Here is an 18,390-nt window from a genome sequence, read left to right as displayed (position 1 = left end):
TCCTATTTTGTAATTCGTATTATATTACAACAACTAAGCTCAAAACCGCATTATGAATATAATCAGAAATTTATTTTTAATTCCTATTACGTTGCTGTTCATAAATTGTCACGCAAAAGTAAAATCGGATACTAATACAACTGCAAATAACATTGTTGCTAAAAAAACCATTTTATCATCGGCGGAATTACAGAAAAACGAGACGGCCTATTTTGCCAGTGGCTGTTTTTGGTGTGTAGAGGCAATTTTCGAGAGTGTAAAGGGGGTTAAAGAAGTTGTTTCTGGCTATTCTGGGGGAAAAGAGCAAAATCCGACCTATGAGCAAGTAGCCTATGGAAGAACTGGACATGCTGAGGCCGTAGAAGTATATTACGACCCTGAGGTGATTTCTTATTCGAAACTGGTTCAAGTCTTTTTTGGTTCTCATGATCCGACCACCTTTAACAGACAAGGACCTGATAGAGGGGCCCAATACCGTTCCATAGCTTTCTATAAGAATGAAGAAGAAGAAAAAATAATTAGAGACTACATTGCAGCTTTAGAAGAGAATATGGTTTACGACGCTCCAATAGTAACCGAAATAATCGCTTTTGATAAGTTTTGGAAAGCCGAAGAATATCATCAAGATTTTGAAAGAAGAAACCCCAATCAGTCATATGTAAGGGCTGTTTCAGTGCCAAGATTAAATCGCTTTAAGCAGAATTTTAAATCGTTTTTAAAAGAAGAGACGCACTAAATAAGAAGGTATCACCATTTTTGATTTGAGAGTATTAAACGCTAAGTATTAGTTTTCCAAAACTACTTCGCTATACTTTGAGTTCACTGTAATTAATTTACCCGAGTTATTATTGTTTTTATAGCCTTTATGAATAATTGTTTCAAAGTTATTAGTTGTATTCATTTTTAAATCTGATGGGTAAACAATCTTAGATTTGGTTCCATTCAGGTAAAGTGAAACGGCATCACTGGGCATCTTACATTGGAACTCTCCATTTTGTACAGTTACATCTATATCGGTAAAATTATTTGAGACGGCATTAATGACCAATTCCCCAAGATCATTTACAATCATAGCGCGATCATTTAAACGATCAATAATAATATTTGAAGAAGTTGCATTTAATCTTAAATCCACAACTTCTTTAAGACTTACATGTTCTGCATAATCTGCCTTTAACTGGCCATAATTCCATTTTTGAACAATAACTGGACTATAAGATGCTCTTATGTCAGTTTGTTCACCTTCTATTGTAGAAGCAAGCAAGCTTGCATAACGCAAGCTTGCATTCATATTTTTGGTCGTCGCCGCTAATTTCACCTCACCATGTTTAACATTCATTTTTAAACGTGTTGACTTTGGCATTTTAATTTTAATTGTCTTCTTTACTTTGTATTTTTTACCCTCACCATCCAAAGAGAAATAGAAAATGCTTGGTTCATCGTCGTCACTATCACGTGACATAAAAAAACTTCTTTGCTCTCTTTCTTCTTCCATTTTTTCCCTGCGTTCTTCCATAAGTCTAGCACGTTCTTCCATTCTTTCAGCCCTTTCAGTAGCTCTTTTTTCCATTCGCTCAGCACGTTCTCTATTTCTTTCTTCCATTCGCTCAGCAAGTTCTTCAGCGCGTTCTTCATATTCTTCGCCCCATTCTTCAAGCTTTTGCTTGTACTCTTTATCAAAATCTTGCCTAAACTGTTTTGTGAACTCCTTTAAATACTTGTCACCATCTTTTTTATATGCATCATAATCAAATTGTTTAAAATTCATGGGGGGTATTGGAGAAACAATAGCCATTTCAGGCCATTCTACAATTTCTGGTAACTCAGGTATCACTATGTCTAAAAAAAGTGGTTCTACAAAAGGCTCATTGTCAAAACCAAGGACAAAATCAGAACCTAATAAACCATGGCCAAAAGTATTTTTTCCAGAGGTACTAATTTCTATTTCACTACTATTGCCAATCATTTTAAAAGGTGGGGCTTTCAAATACTCTGCTGCCTCTTCGTTACTTGCCCCTTCAAGTTCTACCGTAGCAATAATCTCAACTTCGTTCTTGTCCCATGTTTCAAATTCGATGTCAGTGTGCGTAGTATTGATCTCGAGTACTGCATCTTCGCTTACATTAAACGTTTCTTTATATGTTTTAGATTCTGTTTGGGCAGATAGCCCCATGGTCATAACTAACGTAAAGACCAATGATTTAAATAATATTTGTCGATTCTTGTTCATTTTTTGATGATTTTAATTGATTTAACTTTGATTTTAATTTTTGCATTAACTGTAATCGCAATTGAAGATTATTGATTGCTGCTTCTATGGTTTGGTCATTAGGCCCAATTTCATTCAGCTCTTTGTTCAAATCTTGATATTCAACATTCAGTTCTTCTAAACGTGATAGAAAACCGTCAACCACTTCTTTGTTTTCTTCATACACTTCAAGTTTAGAAAGTTCATAATTGATATTGGCCACATAGTAATTCTCAACTTTTTTTAGCTCCGGTGATAAATCACCAAATGAAATAGGCTGTCTTGTCTCCGTTGTTTCTTCTTTATCGACAACATTAATTGTGGTCGTATCAATTTTCGAATGATTTTGCATAAACAAGTAGCTAGCAACACTTATTATGATTACTACTGATGCTGCTATCTTTAGCCATTGGTAGGTACTATCATTCTTACCTTTCGGAAGTTCTTTTTCCAATCGGTCTAAAAACCGATCTTCATGATCATCTTTCATTGAAAACTTCTCGTTTTTGCGTTGCTCTTTAAACAACTCTCTAAGATCCCGTGCCATACTTTAAGTCTTTAAGCAATTCTTTTAATTGTCCCTTACCTCTCACCAAACGTGTTCTTGATGCTGTTTCAGAAATATTCAATATTTCAGCTATCTCATTATGGTCATAACCTTCAACTAAAAAAAGCTGTACTACATATTTATATTTATCTGATAGGCTATCAATGGATTTTTTAATTTCACCTATATCAATACCTTCGTCAACATCCCAATTATCATCATCAGCGACATGCATATATCCTTCATCTAACGCTACTGTTCTTTCTCTTTTCGATTTTAAAAAATCGATACTTTTATTGACCACAATTCTTTTCAGCCATGCGCCAAAAGTCACTTCACCACTAAACTGTTCTATTTTTTGAAAAGCTTTGATAAAAGATTCTTGCAAGACATCTTCCGCATCATCACTATTTTTCAAAAACCGCATCGCAACACAGAACATACCATCACAATATTGCCTATATAGCTTTAATTGCGCCTTTCGGTCATTGGCTTTGCACCTTTCCACCAATTCTAAATGAAACATGGTCAGTTTTGGTCTTGTTTGTTGTTATCTAAAAGACGATCAAAAAAAATAAATGTGGCAAAGTACTCTTATTTTAAACAAAAAATCCCGTTGATAATTTATCAACAGGATTTTAGTAACTCAAAAACCAGCTAATTAATCATCTAATAATAAATTTAGATGAACTGTAATATTATCTCTAGTCGCTTTGCTGTATGGGCATATTTTATGTGCGGTATTTATCAAATTTTCTCCCATTTCTTGATTAACATTTGGTAAATAGGCATCTAAAGTAGCTTCCAAAAAGAAGCCATCTTCTTCTTGATTAAATGAAATGATCGCACTAACACTAAAATCTCCTAAATCATCAATATGATGTTCTTTAGCAACATGCTGTAAAGCCCCCGCAAAGCAGGTAGAGTAAGCGGCTGCAAATAATTCTTCAGGATTTGTTGTACCTGCATTCAACTTTCCCTCACTAGTTGGCATTTCAATTTTATGATCTATAGTGCCGTCTTCGCTTTGAACATGTCCGGTTCTTCCGCCTGTATTGGTTGCTTTTGCTTCAAATAGAGTTTTCATCTGTATCTTGTTTATATCACAAAAATTAATAATTGTATTCGTATACAAGTATCGAGTACTATTAAATTTATGTGAAATGAGTTATTAAACTGCTAGTTAGAATCGAAATCATTAGTAAAGAATTCATATGACCTTAAAAAATCAAACCATTAGATATAGATGAAAACTATACCTTAGTGGTGCAATAAGTTCAAATAGTGGAAAAAAAGGGACCCATTCCGAAACAAAAAGCAGGTAAAATCAAAAAGCAAGCGATTTCAAACGAAGAACTTTTATCTGGCATTCGTAATGGGGACAAAGCTTTACTGGCTCGATCAATTACACTTGTAGAAAGTACCAAACTCGCTCATCTCGAAAAAGCGGAAGAACTGATTAGTAATTGTTTAAAAAACAAAACGGATAGCATCCGTATTGGAATTACTGGCGTGCCAGGAGTCGGCAAGAGTACTTTCATAGAAGTATTCGGATCTTATTTGACCAAAACTGGAAAAAAAGTTGCTGTATTGGCCGTTGACCCTTCAAGTTCATATACAAAAGGAAGTATACTGGGTGATAAAACAAGAATGGAAACCCTAGCTAAAGACCCCAACGCTTTTATTAGACCCTCGCCAGCTAGTGACTCTCTTGGCGGTGTCACCCGAAAAACTAGAGAAACCATAGTACTTTGTGAAGCGGCGGGTTATGATGTTATTTTAGTTGAAACTGTAGGTGTTGGGCAAAGTGAAACTGCTGTTCACAGCATGGTAGATTTCTTTTTACTGTTAAAATTGGCTGGCGCAGGTGACGAATTACAAGGAATAAAACGTGGTATTATGGAAATGGCTGATGCCATAGTCATCAATAAAGCCGATGGTAACAATTTGAAAAATGTAAATCTGGCACAGACTGAGTTTAACCGTGCGTTGCACTTGTATCCTTCCAAAGAAAATGAATGGACCCCTAAAGTGTTGAGCTGTTCGGCACTAGAAAATAAGGGCATTGCAGAAATTTGGAGTATGATAGAAACTTTCACCCATCTCACTAGAAAGAACTCTCATTTTTTCAAAAATCGCGCAAAACAAAATAAAAACTGGTTTCTGCAGACCGTTGACTCACTTTTACACCATAAGTTCTATCAAAATTCAACAACCAAAGTGCAATTACAAAAGCTGCTGGTAAAGATTGAAAAAAATGAAATATCCCCTTTTACAGCAGCAAAAAGACTGGTCAATGGTACAAAGCAGTAACTAGATTAAAAACGCTAAATTTGCGCCGAATTATAATCATAAGATGCATATTGTAACTGATTCTTTTTTATCAATTGTTGTCCCTCTCTATAATGAACAAGACAATGTAGTTTTACTTACCCAAAAAATTCATGAAAGCCTTGTTGGGTATACTTATCAAATCATTTATGTTGATGACTTCTCAACCGATTCTACAAGAAAGGTAGTCAAAGACATGGATGATGACAAAGTGCATTTGATAGAATTGAAAAAAAACTATGGACAAAGCTTAGCATTGGCCGCTGGCATTGATTATGCAGAAGGTGATTATATTATTACGATGGATGGGGATTTGCAAAATGACCCATCTGATATACCACAAATGTTGGAGTTTGCTACCACGGATGAGTACGACTTAATAACTGGTATAAGACAAAAAAGAAAAGATTCTCTAATCAAAAAAATACCTTCAAAAATTGCTAATTTCTTAGTTAGAAGAGTAACCAAATTAGATATAAAAGATAATGGTTGTGCCTTAAAAATCTTTACCAAGGATATTGCCAAAGGATTGAACCTTTATGGTGAAATGCACCGTTTCATAACCCTTCTGGCCCATTTAGAAGGAGCTCAAATCAAGCAAGTACCTGTTAAGCACCATGCAAGAAATGCTGGGGTATCAAAGTACGGTTTAGAACGGGTTTTTAAAGTGGTAGCAGATATGATGCTGTTACTTTTTATTCGTAAATACTTTCAGCGCCCTATTCACTTATTTGGTATTTTAGGAGTACTGCTCATTATTCTAGGAATTTTCATTGAAATGTATCTCTTAATTATCAAATTTGGTTTTGGTGAGGATATAGGAACACGTCCATTACTTATTTTTGGAATGATGTTTATTTTGGGTGGAATTCAATTGTTTACGATCGGCATCGTAATGGAACTTTTAATCAGAACATATTACGAATCGCAATCAAAACGCCCATACAGAATCAAGAAAATCACTATAGGTGACGGAAAAGCAGCGTAAACTTTTAACCACTACTTTAAAGATTGTCGTTAGTGCGCTTCTCATTTACTTCATTTTTACCAAAATAAACTTTGAAAATGTTCTTAAGGCACTAAAACAGGCAAAACCTGGGTATCTTTTACCTGCAGTAGTGCTCTTTGTGTTTTCGAAAATTTTGAACTCTTTTCGACTCAATCTTTACTTTCATACCATTGGCGTGAAATTGACACAGCCCAGTAATTTAAAATTGTATCTGTTAGGGATGTTCTACAACCTCTTTTTACCTGGCGGTATTGGAGGAGATGCCTATAAGGGCTATGTGATTCAAAAAAAGTATCAATCGGGTACTAAAAAAGTAATCTCAGTCTTATTACTTGACCGATTAAGCGGAATGCTATTGATTTTCATCTATGCTTGTATTTTAGCAATACTATTACAAAATCAAATTATTGAGAAATATGCTTTATTTTTTTTGGTAGCAATTCCCATTAGTGTATTTGTATTTTGGTTTTTGAATAAAAGATTTTTTGATTTTGCCCTATCGGCATTTTGGGGAGCATTTGGTTATTCGGCATTCATACAAGCGACGCAGCTATTGGCCGTTGTATGTATTTTAAAGTCACTCTCCATCACCTTAAATGAAATTGCTTACCTATTCGTGTTTTTGGTTTCCTCTATAGTCTCTGTTGTTCCCCTTACCATTGGCGGTATCGGAAGCCGTGAGGTAACTTTTTTATATGGTTCTAAGTGGTTGGCATTGAACTCCGATACATCAATAGCAATTAGCATGATTTTCTTTTTAATTACTGCACTAGTATCGTTATTTGGTATTATTTACCATTTTAGAAAACCTGAATTAAAGCTTTTGCCTAATTAATAGAGATGCACCAAATGCATTTTATTCAATTTTTTGGCTCTAGTAGCAGGTTTTAAAAATTTTAGTTGTAGACGAGTAATTCGAAATTGGTCAACAGTAAGCTGCTTGTCCCAGTCTAAACCTGATGCTATCATTTCTTTAAGTCCATTGTCATCGGAGTAAACCCAAATGTCTTTTTTATCATTCAATTCGGAAAGTGAAGCTATTTTAACTGGCTGTTTGTTATAAAAATCTAATGCCCAACTATGACTCTCTGAAAACTTATAAATAGCAGTTACATCGATATCATTTTCTTTTACTTTTTGAGCCATGCTAGAACCGCCTTGATATTTTAATAGCGATGGATAGAATTGCATGTTCAATACTCCGTTTAACAAAAGAGAACTACAAACGGACAAGGTGATAATGCGCATGTAATACGCTTCTCTTTTAAGGCAGAAATACGTAATTGCCGCGAGAACGGTTATCAAAATTGCGTAACTATACCAATTCTGAAACTTAAAAACATAGAAACAGATTAGAACAGAAAAAATAAACACCAATGCTAAAATAAAATACTGCACCCCTAAAAGAAATTTTATGGCTTTATCTTTCGTAAAGCGATTCAAGCTATGCAAATATGAGGCTGTTAAAATTGCATAGAGCGGCATCATGATATTCATATAATGAGGAAGCTTAAACTGCGCAAAACTGATAATAAAAAATATAAAAGTAATGCCTCCCAAGGTCAAAAATTCATAGTTTGAATTATATGTAAACCTTAATTTTATAAATGTCTTTATACGCCACCAGTAAGCTATTAATGCTAACACAGTCCATGGTAAGAAAACCCATAAAAAGGTATGAAAGAAGAAAAAGTAATCACTACTATTCTTTCCCATGCCATCACCACTTAGGCGTTCAAAACTCTGTTCCCAAAAAATAAAAAAGATTCCGCTACGATTGTTTCTACCACGAATAATTTTTTCAGGATGTAAATCAAATTGAAGGTAATAAGCATATAGCATTGGGGAGATTGTTACTAAAAAAACCAAAAGTGCCACCAAAACTTTCCAGCTTAAAAATTGTTTCCATTTGCGGGTATAAGTTATGTGGCAAAAAATACAAATACCTATGACCAATAGTGCTATTTGACCTTTGGTAGAAAATGCCATTCCTGCACCAAATGCCCCTAGAAGGATGTTCTTTAAGCTATTTTTCTCAATATAAGTGACCAATTGCCATACGGCAAAAATGGTGAATCCGGTCAACACCGCATCAGTACGGACATCAATAACCGAGAGTACTATGGTCTGACAGGTCATAAAAATTAGAGCAGCAAACTTTCCAATATCATGATTGTACAATAATTTTCCTAATCCGAAACAACTATAAGCCCCTAAAAGGGTGGCTAATAGCCCAGGAATACGATACGTCCAATCATAAATTCCAAAAATTTTAAAGAAGATTGCCGCAAGCCAATAATGCATATGTGGCTTATCTAAATACTCATTAGGACCTTTAAAAAGATTGATGAAATCATTTTCTTGTACCATGCGCATTGCCATAACAGCAAACTGGGCAGAATCATTCTCAAAAAGAGTTGCAAACATTCCAGCGATATAGACCAGAACAATCAAAGCAATTAAAAACCAATACCTGACCGATGAAATCATGCCTTAAATTTAAATGTTGCAAATATATATAACTTGGCAAAGATCCAACCTAAAAGAAAACCCATTGCAAGCCCGGTCAACACATCTAATGGAAAATGGACTCCAATATAAATACGGCTATAACTGACCAATAATGCCCAGATTAAAAGAAAAGGTATCAAAAACTTAAAACTGGTTTTAAAAAGAATTGTAAAAAAACTGGCAAGTGCAAAAGAACTGGCAGCATGTGCAGAAAAATAACCGTATTTACCACCACAATAGCTCTTGACCAATCGCATCAAACTGCGTATCTCCTCATCATGACAAGGACGGAATCGACCCACACCATACTTGAAAAAATTAGCTAGTTGGTCAGTACAGGTAATCATTAAAGCTATGGAAACCAATAAAATTCCTGTTTTTTTTAACCCAAATGATTTATAAGATAGAAACAGTAAAAAAACATATAATGGAATGGTAATTAAGCTGATTTTTTCTGAAAGGTACATCCAGAAACCATCCCAAGTTTCTGTTCCTAGACCATTGAGAAACAGAAAAACTTCTTTGTCTAATTGTATAAACTCTTCTAACATGAATTAATCTTCATATCTAGAAACTTCTCGGTCATAAAAAGCTGTGGCAGCTTTAATCATATTCTCCATTTCTGCCTCAAGTTCCGACTCATCTTCCTTATCAAATTCCTCTAACCATTCTAATTCATCATCTTCCAAGTTAATAACAAACCTCGGAAACGCAGTATGTACAATAAAAATTCCGTTCGGGTAATCTGTATTATCGCCAAGCAAAAATTTGGGTAATTCCATTCGTGTTTTATTTCTTTTTTTTAGCCTTTGAAGTAGTTGATTTTAAAATCAGACGATTGGTTAAATAATTAAATCGAATATACAACATTACGGCTGACGCGCTCAATCCTAAAAGCAATCCAATCCAAATTCCTGTACTTTTATATTCAGTATAAAGTCCTAAATAGTAACTCACAGGAAAGCCAATCAACCAATAGGCAATAAATGTAATCAAAGTTGGAATTTTAACATCTTGAAGTCCTCGAAGTGCACCCAAAACCACTACCTGAATTCCGTCAGAAATTTGAAATATCGCTGCCATCAATAATAATTTTGCTGCCAAAACAATTACTTCAGCATTATCAATTTGGTTCGCAACATCATCAACATCAAGATAGATTGTAGGTAACCATTCCCTACCCACTAAAAATAGGGCAGCAAAAACAACCTCTAATAAAAAAGTAAGAAAGACAATGGATTGCGCTATCCGCCTTAGTTCAGTAAAATTCTGGAGTCCTTTTTGGTTTCCTACACGAACCATTGCTGCTACACTAAGCCCCATACCTACCATAAAAGTCATACTGCTTAAATTCAATGCTATTTGATTAGCTGCCTGAGCATTTTTACCCAGCACACCACTCAACCAAATGGCAGCAGTAAATATGGCAACTTCAAAAAACATTTGTAATGCGGAGGGAAAACCTAAATTGATGATTTTTTGCATTACCTTCTTTTCAATCTTCTTGAAATTAAAACCGGTGACATAATCTTGAAACTTCTTTTTCTGCTTTAATAAAAACCAAATATAGAACACCATTATAATTCTCGAAACCAAAGTACCAATTGCCGCACCAACTATACCCAATTTAGGGAATCCAAAAGAACCAAATATTAAAAAATAGTTTAAGACAATATTCACCACATTAGCAATTATGGTTGCATACATAGGGTATTTTGTCTGTGAAAGCCCTTCTGAAAATTGTTTAAATGCTTGAAATATGATCAAAGGCACCAGTGAAAATGCAACCAATTCTAAATACGGAATTGCAAGCTCTACCACTTCTGGCGGCTGTTGCATCATATGCATTAGTGGTTTGCAGAGCAAAATGATTCCGAAAAGCGAAAGACCCAAGATGGTGCAAAGCACTAAACCATGCTTTAAAGCACTCTTTCCATCTGCTTTATTACCAGCGCCATCAGCCTCGGCAACTAAAGGAGTTATTGCCGTTGAAAAACCAATACCCAATGACATTGCTATAAAAACAAAGCTGTTGCCCAAAGAAACTGCTGCTAATTCAGCTGTCCCCAACTGCCCGACCATTATGTTGTCCGCAAATGCTACAAACGTATGGCCTAGCATTCCAAGGATAACTGGGTATGACAATTTTAAGTTGTAAGCAAATTCTTTGGTATATCGCTTCAAGTTGAATATTGACATTGTTATTTATTGTCTGCTAATTTAGCCTGCTCCCAAAAGACATTCATTTCAGCAAGAGTCATATCCTTTAATGATTTACCTAATTCCTTCGCCTTATGTTCTAAAAACTGGAAGCGACCAATGAATTTTTTATTTGTCCTTTCTAAGGCATTTTCAGGATTAATATCCAAAAAACGAGCATAATTTACCATTGAAAAAAGGACATCTCCAAACTCAGCTTCCATATTTACCTTATTTTCAAGCTTAACCTCTTCTTGAAATTCGGCCAACTCTTCTTTTAATTTTTCAAAGACCTGTTCTGGTCTTTCCCAATCAAAACCAACACCAGACACTTTCTCTTGGATTCGATTGGCCTTTACCAAAGCTGGCAAACTTCTTGGGACACCTTCAAGAACACTTTTTTTGCCCTCTTTAAGTTTTATGTTCTCCCAATTCCGTTTTACCTCTTCTTCATTCTTAACCTTCACATTGCCGTAAATATGAGGATGTCTGTTTATCAACTTTTCACAGATTGTATTTGCAACATCAGCAATGTCAAAATCTTGCGTTTCTGAACCTATTTTTGAATAGAAAACTATATGTAAAAGCAAATCACCTAATTCATTCTTTACTTCTTCTAAATTATTATCTAAAACAGCATCACCTAATTCGTAGGTTTCTTCAATAGTCAAGTGCCTAAGCGATTGCATAGTCTGCTTTTTATCCCATGGGCACTGCTGCCTCAGTTCGTGCATAATGGTTAACAATCTATCAAAGGCTTCTAGCTGTTTTGTTCTGGTATTCATCTAATGTGATTGAGTATCAAAACTACAAACTCAATAGCAATCATAATCTCACTTGACAAAAAGAAAAACAATCATTTATTAACTATTCAAAATTTACAATTGAAAAAGTCAATATTGCCCCGTTGCCAACAAGACTAAAGTACATGATACCTCAACTTGAATATTGTGTTTTTCAAGTAATTTATAAAACTCTGGGTTTTCAGTTCCGGGATTAAAAATAACTCTTCTTGGTTTAAGTACTATGATGCTATCATAGTATTGCTTTTGCCGTTCAGGGTTTAAATATAACGTTACAGTGTGAATTTTTGGTAGTTCACTTAAATTGGTTTTAATTTGCACTTCATCAACCAAGCCAGTTTTTAATCCAAAGGCAACTGTATTTACGTTATTCTCTAAAAGACGTTTTATCGCCAAATTACTGTATCGGTTCGGTTTTAAAGAAGCTCCAAAAACGAGTGTGCTTTGCATATGTTAATTTATGTGTTAAACAAATGGAAAATGGTAACAATAGCGAAAAAAATACGTCTATTGTAAACAATTAAGAAATTAATCGTTGATAAGACTGTATTTTTATAGTTAATGGTTAGTGTTTAGTATGGCTTATCAATGAAAAACCCTGATATCTGCAAAGATTTTCAGGGTTTACTTTTTTTATCGCAACAATTATTATTCTAATATTTTGAAAAAACGGTAACATAATACCGAAAAAGACGTCTCTTAATAAAAGGGTTAAAGCATCCTTAAAATATTGACCTAGCTTGAATAGTAAATGGTTGGTTAGTTCTTTTCAAGAGGTCAATAAAACCCTGGCATCATTGTCAGGGTTTGTTTTTATTTAAAATTCCAGTGGAATACCCATCAAGGCTTTTGGTGTTTTTCTTTCCCCAGTATGTTTTAATTCCATCATCACCCTGGTCTTCCGCCCAATTAATCAGTCCTTGACGTTGCTCTTTATAATCCATCAAGGGAACTCCCATGCCACATGACGTCTGGATCAACTCTATCTTCATATCTATTAACTGCCTCTTTCCTGGTATTTCTGGGAAAAGTGAAATGTGCTTATCCCAAAATGGGTCATATTCATGATATATCTGTGCGACGCCATATAATCTTAAAATTATTGGAGGCCCGTCAAAGGCACAGAACATTATGGTCATTCTATTATCATTCAATAAATGAGCTGCGGTTTCGTTTCCACTACCTGTCAAATTAAGCCAGATTACTCGATTTTCATCAAGTACGCGAAGGGAATCCAATCCTTTAGGAGAAATATTTATTTTTCCCTCTTTCATAGAGGTGCCCACAAAAAACATAGACTGATTTTCAATAAAATCAACAAGTTTAGGGGTTAGTTTTTTTAATTGTTTGCCCATGAAATTTTTCTACCACCTAATAATTACACTTCCCCATGTAAAACCGCTTCCAAAAGCGGCTAATACCACCAAATCTCCTTCTTTTACTCTACCAGCTTCCCAAGCCTCAGTCAATGCAATAGGGATTGAAGCAGCCGTAGTATTGCCATACTTCATAATATTATTAAAGACTTGATCATCAGAAAGTCCAAATTTTCTTTGCACAAACTGAGAAATTCGAAGATTGGCTTGATGTGGAACCAACATATCAATATCAGTAGCTTCCAATCCATTTTTTTGGAGCCCTTCAACAATTACTTCACTAAATCGCACAACGGCATTCTTAAATACAAACTGCCCATTCATATATGGAAAATAGGATTCATCATCAGGGTTATTATCATTGATTATATCCGTAACCCAACGTTTTCCCATACCTGGTGCTATGAGTGATAATTCTTCAGCGTGCTGCCCTTCGGAATGAAGATGCGTAGATAAAATACCTTTTGAAGCATCTTCTTCTCTGCTTACTACAGCGGCACCAGCTCCATCTCCAAAAATAACCGAAACACCTCTGCCCCTTGTGGTCATATCCAATCCTCTTGAATGCACTTCTGAGCCTATAACAAGAACATTTTTGTACATACCACTTTTAATGTACTGGTCAGCCACTGAAATACCGTATACAAAACCTGAGCATTGGTTTCTAACATCTAAGGCACCCACTGTTTTAATACCAAGGTCACGCTGTACTAGAACGCCAGGACCAGGAAAATAATAATCAGGACTTAGGGTAGCAAAAACAATAAAATCTATCTCATCTTTATCTATACCTGCACGTTCAATCGCAACCTTAGCAGCTTCAACACCCATAGAAGTTGTCGTATCTGCCTCAGAATTGACATGCCTTCTCTCTTTGATTCCTGTTCGCTCCTGAATCCATTCATCATTGGTATCCATCAACTTTGAAAGGTCATCGTTGCTCACAACATTGTCAGGAACGTAATAGCCAAGTCCAGTTATTTTAGAATTGTACATAAAATTGTAATTAATTTACGGTTTATAGATACCGCTATTTAATGGAAAAGTAAAAAAATATATTTGGTAGTACTAAGAATAGGTAAAATTTTAGCCCCTGGTCCGGTAAACTAATCTAAATATTGCCTGAAATTGTTCACCTCAACCTTAGCTTTTAAATCATGTAATAGATTATAAAGCCCAAAGAATGTTCGGTTCATATACAAGAAGTGCTTTGACCCACGATTACCGTTCATTTTCCGAATCTGCTCGTCTTTGGAATAACGCTCGCTCAAATCTGCAATTTGCGACCAAAATTCATCTGCTCCAAAATCAAAGGTTTCCCTATTAAAAGGAGATGTAAATAAAGTTAGCATTTCTTTAAAAAGAGAAGTGAAAAACTGTAATTCCTTTTCGGAATCGGTTGGCGTCAAAATTTCCAGCTCATATAATTTCTCGGCAAACAATTCTGGATTGTTAATATTATCTTTCTCTGCCAACTCAAAATAAGGAACGTAGAATTCATCTGGAATCTCTTTGATACATCCAAAATCAATAGCAATCAAAATATTTTCAGTACTTATCAAAAAATTACCGGGATGTGGGTCGGCATGAACTTTTCGCAATCCATGAATTTGAAACATATAAAAATCCCAAAGTGCTTGCCCTAACTTATCGCCTATTTTTTGTGTAAAACTTGTTTTAGCAAATTCGCTGAGATGCTGACCCTTCATCCAATCCATAGTTATGGTTCGCTCACTGGACAACTCGGGATAGTATTTAGGAAATTTGATATTGGGGATTAAATGACACGCTTCTGTAATTTCTTTGCTTTGTCTTAATTCGAGTATATAATCAGTTTCTTCCACCAATTTGTTTTCAACTTCTTTGAAGTACTTGTCAGAGTCTTTCCCTTTTAAGTTAAACATACGAATCGCGATAGGCTTAACGATCGCCAAATCGCTACTTATACTTTCTGCTACTCCAGGGTACTGAATTTTAACAGCTAAAGTTTTGCCTTCTTTAGTTGCTCTATGAACCTGACCTATACTAGCTGCATTAACAGAATCTCTTTCGAAAGTATCGAATACCTCCTCTGGATACTTACCCAAATACTTTTTAAACGTCTTACGCACCAATGGAGCCGATAAGGGTGGAACTGAAAATTGGGACAGTGAAAATTTTTCTACATAAGCATTAGGTAAAAGATTTTTTTCCATGCTTAACATCTGAGCGACTTTTAAAGCACTCCCTTTTAAACTTTTGAGTCCATCGTAAATGTCTGTAGCATTATCTTCATTCAATTCATCTTTGCCTAGCTCACGATTGACCAATTTCTTTCCGTAATACTTAGCATAATTTCCACCAATTTTCACACCGGTCTTTACCAACTTACTAGCTCGCTCAATCTTACCTGTTGGAATTTTATCCAGTGTTTTCATAGTTAAAACGTTTAGGCAAAATTTTCTTTGTACAAAAATTTTCCAAAATCAATTATACTATCTAAAGGCGTATTATCAAAAACGTCAAAAATTGTGGTCACAGATTTCTCAATGGCCAAATCTGTTTTCTCAAATCCTGCAGAAGAATCGTCCATCCAAAACTTAAGCAAGAATAAAAACTGTACCCAGGCACCATCAGAAAATATTCTGGGGCTCTGCTTGGTGATCTTTAAATTTTTATCCTCATTAGATTCTTCAATTAATTCAGCGGTAAAATTCTTAATGTGACTTCTTAAATCTTTGAGCTCAGACATTTTGTCAAGCATTTTTCTATTTGTTCCCAACGTGAAAAGTACATAGCTGCGATTCATGGTCAATAATTCAAAAATGGTATAGAAAAAAGTGAGCATTTTATCTTTATTGCTAAAACCTTCATATTCTTTATTCTTATTCAGTAAGGTTGTGGTATTGGTGAAGAATTTGTTCCATATTCCTTTTTGTAAGGCCTCAAACGAACCAAAAAATTGATAGAACTCATCTTCTTTGATTTTATTCTCTTTACAAAATTTATAGATAGACTTTGGATGTACTTCATGTTCAAGTACAAAATCCATATATATGCTTATTATTTTGTCATCTGTAATTTTTGCCGTGTTTGCTTTTGTAGCCATAGAAATATTTGTTAAATAAAAACTATAATAATCATAACAGTAAAGATAACGATTTGAATATTTAAAAGGCTTAAACGTGAAGCGCGCTTCTTACCAAAAGCGCGCTTTCAACAACCTAACCAATAAATAAACAAACTTGTTACAGAAATCATCTTTTTCATAGCAATAAATTTTCTATAACAATTCAAAAATAATAATTGTTTAATTATTTTCAATAAATATTAAACAAAATGTTTGTTAAAGTTTTAAGTTAATAATTCGGAATCCATAGAATGTCAGTTTGTCACCTTCAATCAAATTGGTACTCTTATTGAAAAGCAAAGAGAAAAGAAACACAAACATTTCTGCGATTGTAGAAATTAAAATCAAATTATAATTATTATGGCTACAGGTAAAATCAATGTTTCAGTAGAAAACATCTTTCCTTTAATCAAGAAGTTTTTATACAGTGATCACGAAATTTTCTTGCGTGAACTAATATCCAACGCTACGGATGCGACCTTAAAATTAAAACACTTAACATCAATTGGTGAAGCGAAAGTAGAATATGGCAATCCACAGATTGAGATTAAGATTGATAAAGACACCAAAAAGATCCATATTCTCGATCAAGGTCTAGGGATGACGGAAGACGAGGTCAAAAAATACATTAATGAAGTTGCTTTTTCCGGGGCTGAAGAATTTTTAGATAAGTACAAAGATGCTGGTCAAGATGCTGGTATTATTGGTCATTTTGGCCTTGGGTTTTATTCAGCCTTTATGGTAGCTGAAAAGGTAGAGATCATAACTAAAAGTTTTAAAGATGAACCCGCCGTTCATTGGATATGTGATGGTTCTCCTGAATTTAAATTAAAGGCTTCTAAAAAGACCGAGAGGGGGACAGAAATCATTTTGCAAATAGCCGAAGATTCTACTGAGTTTTTAGAGGAGACCAGAATAAGCACCTTGTTGACCAAATACAATAAGTTTATGCCTATTCCGATTAAATTCGGAACCAAAACAGAAACTCTACCAAAACCCGAAGGCGCAAAAGAAGAAGATCCAGCACCTACTCAAGAAGTTGATAACATCATTAACAATCCTGCTCCAGCTTGGACCAAAAAACCTGCAGATTTAAATGAAGATGATTATAAAGGGTTTTATAGGGAATTATACCCTATGCAGTTTGAAGAGCCTTTGTTCAATATTCACTTGAATGTAGATTATCCATTCAACTTAACAGGAATATTATACTTCCCAAAGTTGACCAATGACATGAACATTCAAAAGGATAGAATTCAACTTTATCAAAATCAGGTTTTTGTGACTGATAATGTAGAAGGTATCGTACCTGAGTTTTTGACCATGCTTCGTGGTGTTATAGATTCACCAGATATCCCTTTAAATGTTTCTAGGTCGTATTTGCAAGCCGATGGTGCTGTAAAGAAGATTTCTTCTTACATCACTAAAAAGGTTGCAGATAAAATGAATTCTATCTTTAAAAACAACCGCGAAGACTTTGAACAAAAATGGAATGACATTAAGGTAGTTATTGAATATGGCATGCTTTCTGAAGATAAATTCTTTGAAAAAGCAGAAAAATTTGCACTTTATCCTTCTGTGGATGGTAAATACTACACTTTTGAGGAACTAGAATCTAAAATAAAGGATTCACAGACCGATAAGGATGATAAAATGGTTATTCTTTACGCTTCTGACAAAGAGGCACAGCATAGCTATATTGAAACAGCAAAAGGCAAAGGATACGAGGTGCTGTTGCTAGACTCCCCTATCATCCCTCATCTTATTCAAAAGTTGGAAACATCAAAAGAGAAAATTTCTTTTGCTCGTGTTGATGCCGATCATATTGATAATCTGATTAAAAAAGAGGATACGGCCATTTCTAAATTAAGCGATGAAGAAAAAGACAAATTAAAAGAACAAATTGAAAGTGTCGTAGGTGAAAACAGCAATTTTACTGTTCAATTAGAAGCTATGGATAGCACATCACAACCCTTTATCATTACTGAGCCTGAGTTTATGCGCAGAATGAAAGATATGCAACAAACCGGAGGTGGTGGAATGTTTGGCATGGGCAATATGCCAGATATGTTCAATTTGATCGTGAATACTAACAATGAATTAGTCAGTGAAATCCTCAATACCAAAACCACGAAAAAGAGAGAACGATTGATCAATCAATCTTTAGATTTGGCAAGACTTTCAAAGGGTTTATTAAAAGGTGAAGAGTTGACCAAATTTATCAGCAGAAGTTATGAGATGATAAAATAAAAATAAC

Annotated in this window: 19 protein-coding genes; 5 read left to right on the top strand and 14 right to left on the bottom strand. The window is 34.8% G+C overall.

Features of this window, described 5'->3' with window-relative positions:
• Positions 1-52: 52 nt before the first annotated feature.
• The gene (gene msrA / locus RM706_RS07855) at positions 53-736 is read left to right on the top strand and encodes a peptide-methionine (S)-S-oxide reductase MsrA (protein ID WP_311350507.1); all 684 of its coding nucleotides are present in this window, start codon (positions 53-55) and stop codon (positions 734-736) included.
• A 48-nt stretch (positions 737-784) separates the two neighbouring features.
• On the opposite strand, the gene RM706_RS07850 is transcribed toward msrA, so the two are convergent.
• The 4 genes from RM706_RS07850 to RM706_RS07835 form a co-directional block, all read right to left on the bottom strand.
• Positions 785-2,230: a hypothetical protein gene (locus RM706_RS07850; protein WP_311350506.1), complete on the bottom strand. Its 1,446-nt coding sequence runs from the start codon at positions 2,228-2,230 to the stop codon at positions 785-787.
• Entirely contained in the window at positions 2,202-2,795 is a 594-nt protein-coding gene (locus RM706_RS07845; RefSeq protein WP_311350505.1) for a hypothetical protein, read from the bottom strand. Before RM706_RS07845 ends, RM706_RS07850 begins: the two co-directional genes overlap by 29 nt.
• Positions 2,779-3,321 (bottom strand): RNA polymerase sigma factor, encoded by a 543-nt coding sequence (locus RM706_RS07840; RefSeq protein WP_311350504.1) that lies wholly within the window; start codon positions 3,319-3,321, stop codon positions 2,779-2,781. Before RM706_RS07840 ends, RM706_RS07845 begins: the two co-directional genes overlap by 17 nt.
• Positions 3,322-3,456: 135 nt before the next feature.
• Positions 3,457-3,882: an Ohr family peroxiredoxin gene (locus RM706_RS07835; protein ID WP_311350503.1), complete on the bottom strand. Its 426-nt coding sequence runs from the start codon at positions 3,880-3,882 to the stop codon at positions 3,457-3,459.
• Positions 3,883-4,079: 197 nt separating this feature from the next.
• On the opposite strand from RM706_RS07835, the gene meaB reads away from it, so the two are divergent.
• From meaB to RM706_RS07820, 3 genes are read left to right on the top strand one after another with little or no spacing between them, the layout of a single operon-like run.
• Positions 4,080-5,108 carry a methylmalonyl Co-A mutase-associated GTPase MeaB gene (gene meaB / locus RM706_RS07830; protein WP_311350502.1) on the top strand — a complete coding sequence of 343 codons (1,029 nt, stop codon included), beginning with the start codon at positions 4,080-4,082 and terminating at the stop codon, positions 5,106-5,108.
• Between the two features lie 43 nt (positions 5,109-5,151).
• Entirely contained in the window at positions 5,152-6,114 is a 963-nt protein-coding gene (locus RM706_RS07825; protein ID WP_311350501.1) for a glycosyltransferase family 2 protein, read from the top strand.
• A complete protein-coding gene (locus RM706_RS07820; protein ID WP_311350500.1) occupies positions 6,095-6,970 on the top strand; it encodes a lysylphosphatidylglycerol synthase transmembrane domain-containing protein in 876 nt (291 codons plus the stop codon). The genes RM706_RS07825 and RM706_RS07820 overlap by 20 nt, the downstream gene beginning before the upstream one ends.
• Here RM706_RS07820 and RM706_RS07815 read toward each other — a convergent pair.
• From RM706_RS07815 to RM706_RS07770, 10 genes are all read right to left on the bottom strand, one after another.
• On the bottom strand, positions 6,967-8,625 hold the full coding sequence (locus tag RM706_RS07815; RefSeq protein WP_311350499.1) for a glycosyltransferase family 39 protein: 1,659 nt from the start codon (positions 8,623-8,625) through the stop codon (positions 6,967-6,969). The genes RM706_RS07820 and RM706_RS07815 overlap by 4 nt on opposite strands.
• Positions 8,622-9,197 (bottom strand): phosphatase PAP2 family protein, encoded by a 576-nt coding sequence (locus RM706_RS07810; protein ID WP_311350498.1) that lies wholly within the window; start codon positions 9,195-9,197, stop codon positions 8,622-8,624. Before RM706_RS07810 ends, RM706_RS07815 begins: the two co-directional genes overlap by 4 nt.
• A 3-nt stretch (positions 9,198-9,200) precedes the next feature.
• Positions 9,201-9,428 (bottom strand): DUF8828 family protein, encoded by a 228-nt coding sequence (locus RM706_RS07805; protein ID WP_311350497.1) that lies wholly within the window; start codon positions 9,426-9,428, stop codon positions 9,201-9,203.
• A gap of 7 nt (positions 9,429-9,435) precedes the next feature.
• Positions 9,436-10,845, bottom strand: coding sequence for an MATE family efflux transporter (locus RM706_RS07800; protein WP_311350496.1), 1,410 nt, complete (start codon positions 10,843-10,845; stop codon positions 9,436-9,438).
• 2 nt (positions 10,846-10,847) lie between these two features.
• Complete coding sequence (gene mazG / locus RM706_RS07795; protein WP_311350495.1) at positions 10,848-11,630, bottom strand: nucleoside triphosphate pyrophosphohydrolase; 783 nt, start codon at positions 11,628-11,630, stop codon at positions 10,848-10,850.
• A gap of 108 nt (positions 11,631-11,738) precedes the next feature.
• Positions 11,739-12,098 (bottom strand): CoA-binding protein, encoded by a 360-nt coding sequence (locus tag RM706_RS07790; RefSeq protein WP_311350494.1) that lies wholly within the window; start codon positions 12,096-12,098, stop codon positions 11,739-11,741.
• Between the two features lie 350 nt (positions 12,099-12,448).
• On the bottom strand, positions 12,449-13,003 hold the full coding sequence (locus RM706_RS07785) for a pyridoxamine 5'-phosphate oxidase family protein (RefSeq protein ID WP_311350493.1): 555 nt from the start codon (positions 13,001-13,003) through the stop codon (positions 12,449-12,451).
• A gap of 9 nt (positions 13,004-13,012) precedes the next feature.
• The gene (locus tag RM706_RS07780; protein ID WP_311350492.1) at positions 13,013-14,020 is read right to left on the bottom strand and encodes a 3-oxoacyl-ACP synthase III family protein; all 1,008 of its coding nucleotides are present in this window, start codon (positions 14,018-14,020) and stop codon (positions 13,013-13,015) included.
• A 110-nt stretch (positions 14,021-14,130) separates the two neighbouring features.
• Entirely contained in the window at positions 14,131-15,441 is a 1,311-nt protein-coding gene (locus RM706_RS07775) for an ABC1 kinase family protein (RefSeq protein WP_311350491.1), read from the bottom strand.
• 11 nt (positions 15,442-15,452) lie between these two features.
• Positions 15,453-16,112: a TetR family transcriptional regulator C-terminal domain-containing protein gene (locus RM706_RS07770; RefSeq protein WP_311350490.1), complete on the bottom strand. Its 660-nt coding sequence runs from the start codon at positions 16,110-16,112 to the stop codon at positions 15,453-15,455.
• A 381-nt stretch (positions 16,113-16,493) separates the two neighbouring features.
• Between RM706_RS07770 and htpG the strand changes: the two genes are divergently transcribed.
• A complete protein-coding gene (gene htpG / locus RM706_RS07765) occupies positions 16,494-18,383 on the top strand; it encodes a molecular chaperone HtpG (protein WP_311350489.1) in 1,890 nt (629 codons plus the stop codon).
• Positions 18,384-18,390 lie beyond the last annotated feature (7 nt).

Origin of the sequence: Croceitalea rosinachiae (genome assembly GCF_031846445.1) — a bacterium.
In the GTDB taxonomy this organism is placed as follows: Bacteria; Bacteroidota; Bacteroidia; order Flavobacteriales; family Flavobacteriaceae; genus Croceitalea; species Croceitalea rosinachiae.
The sequence above is the reverse complement of the archived record's forward strand: the minus strand, read 5'-3'. Positions and strand labels throughout refer to the sequence as shown.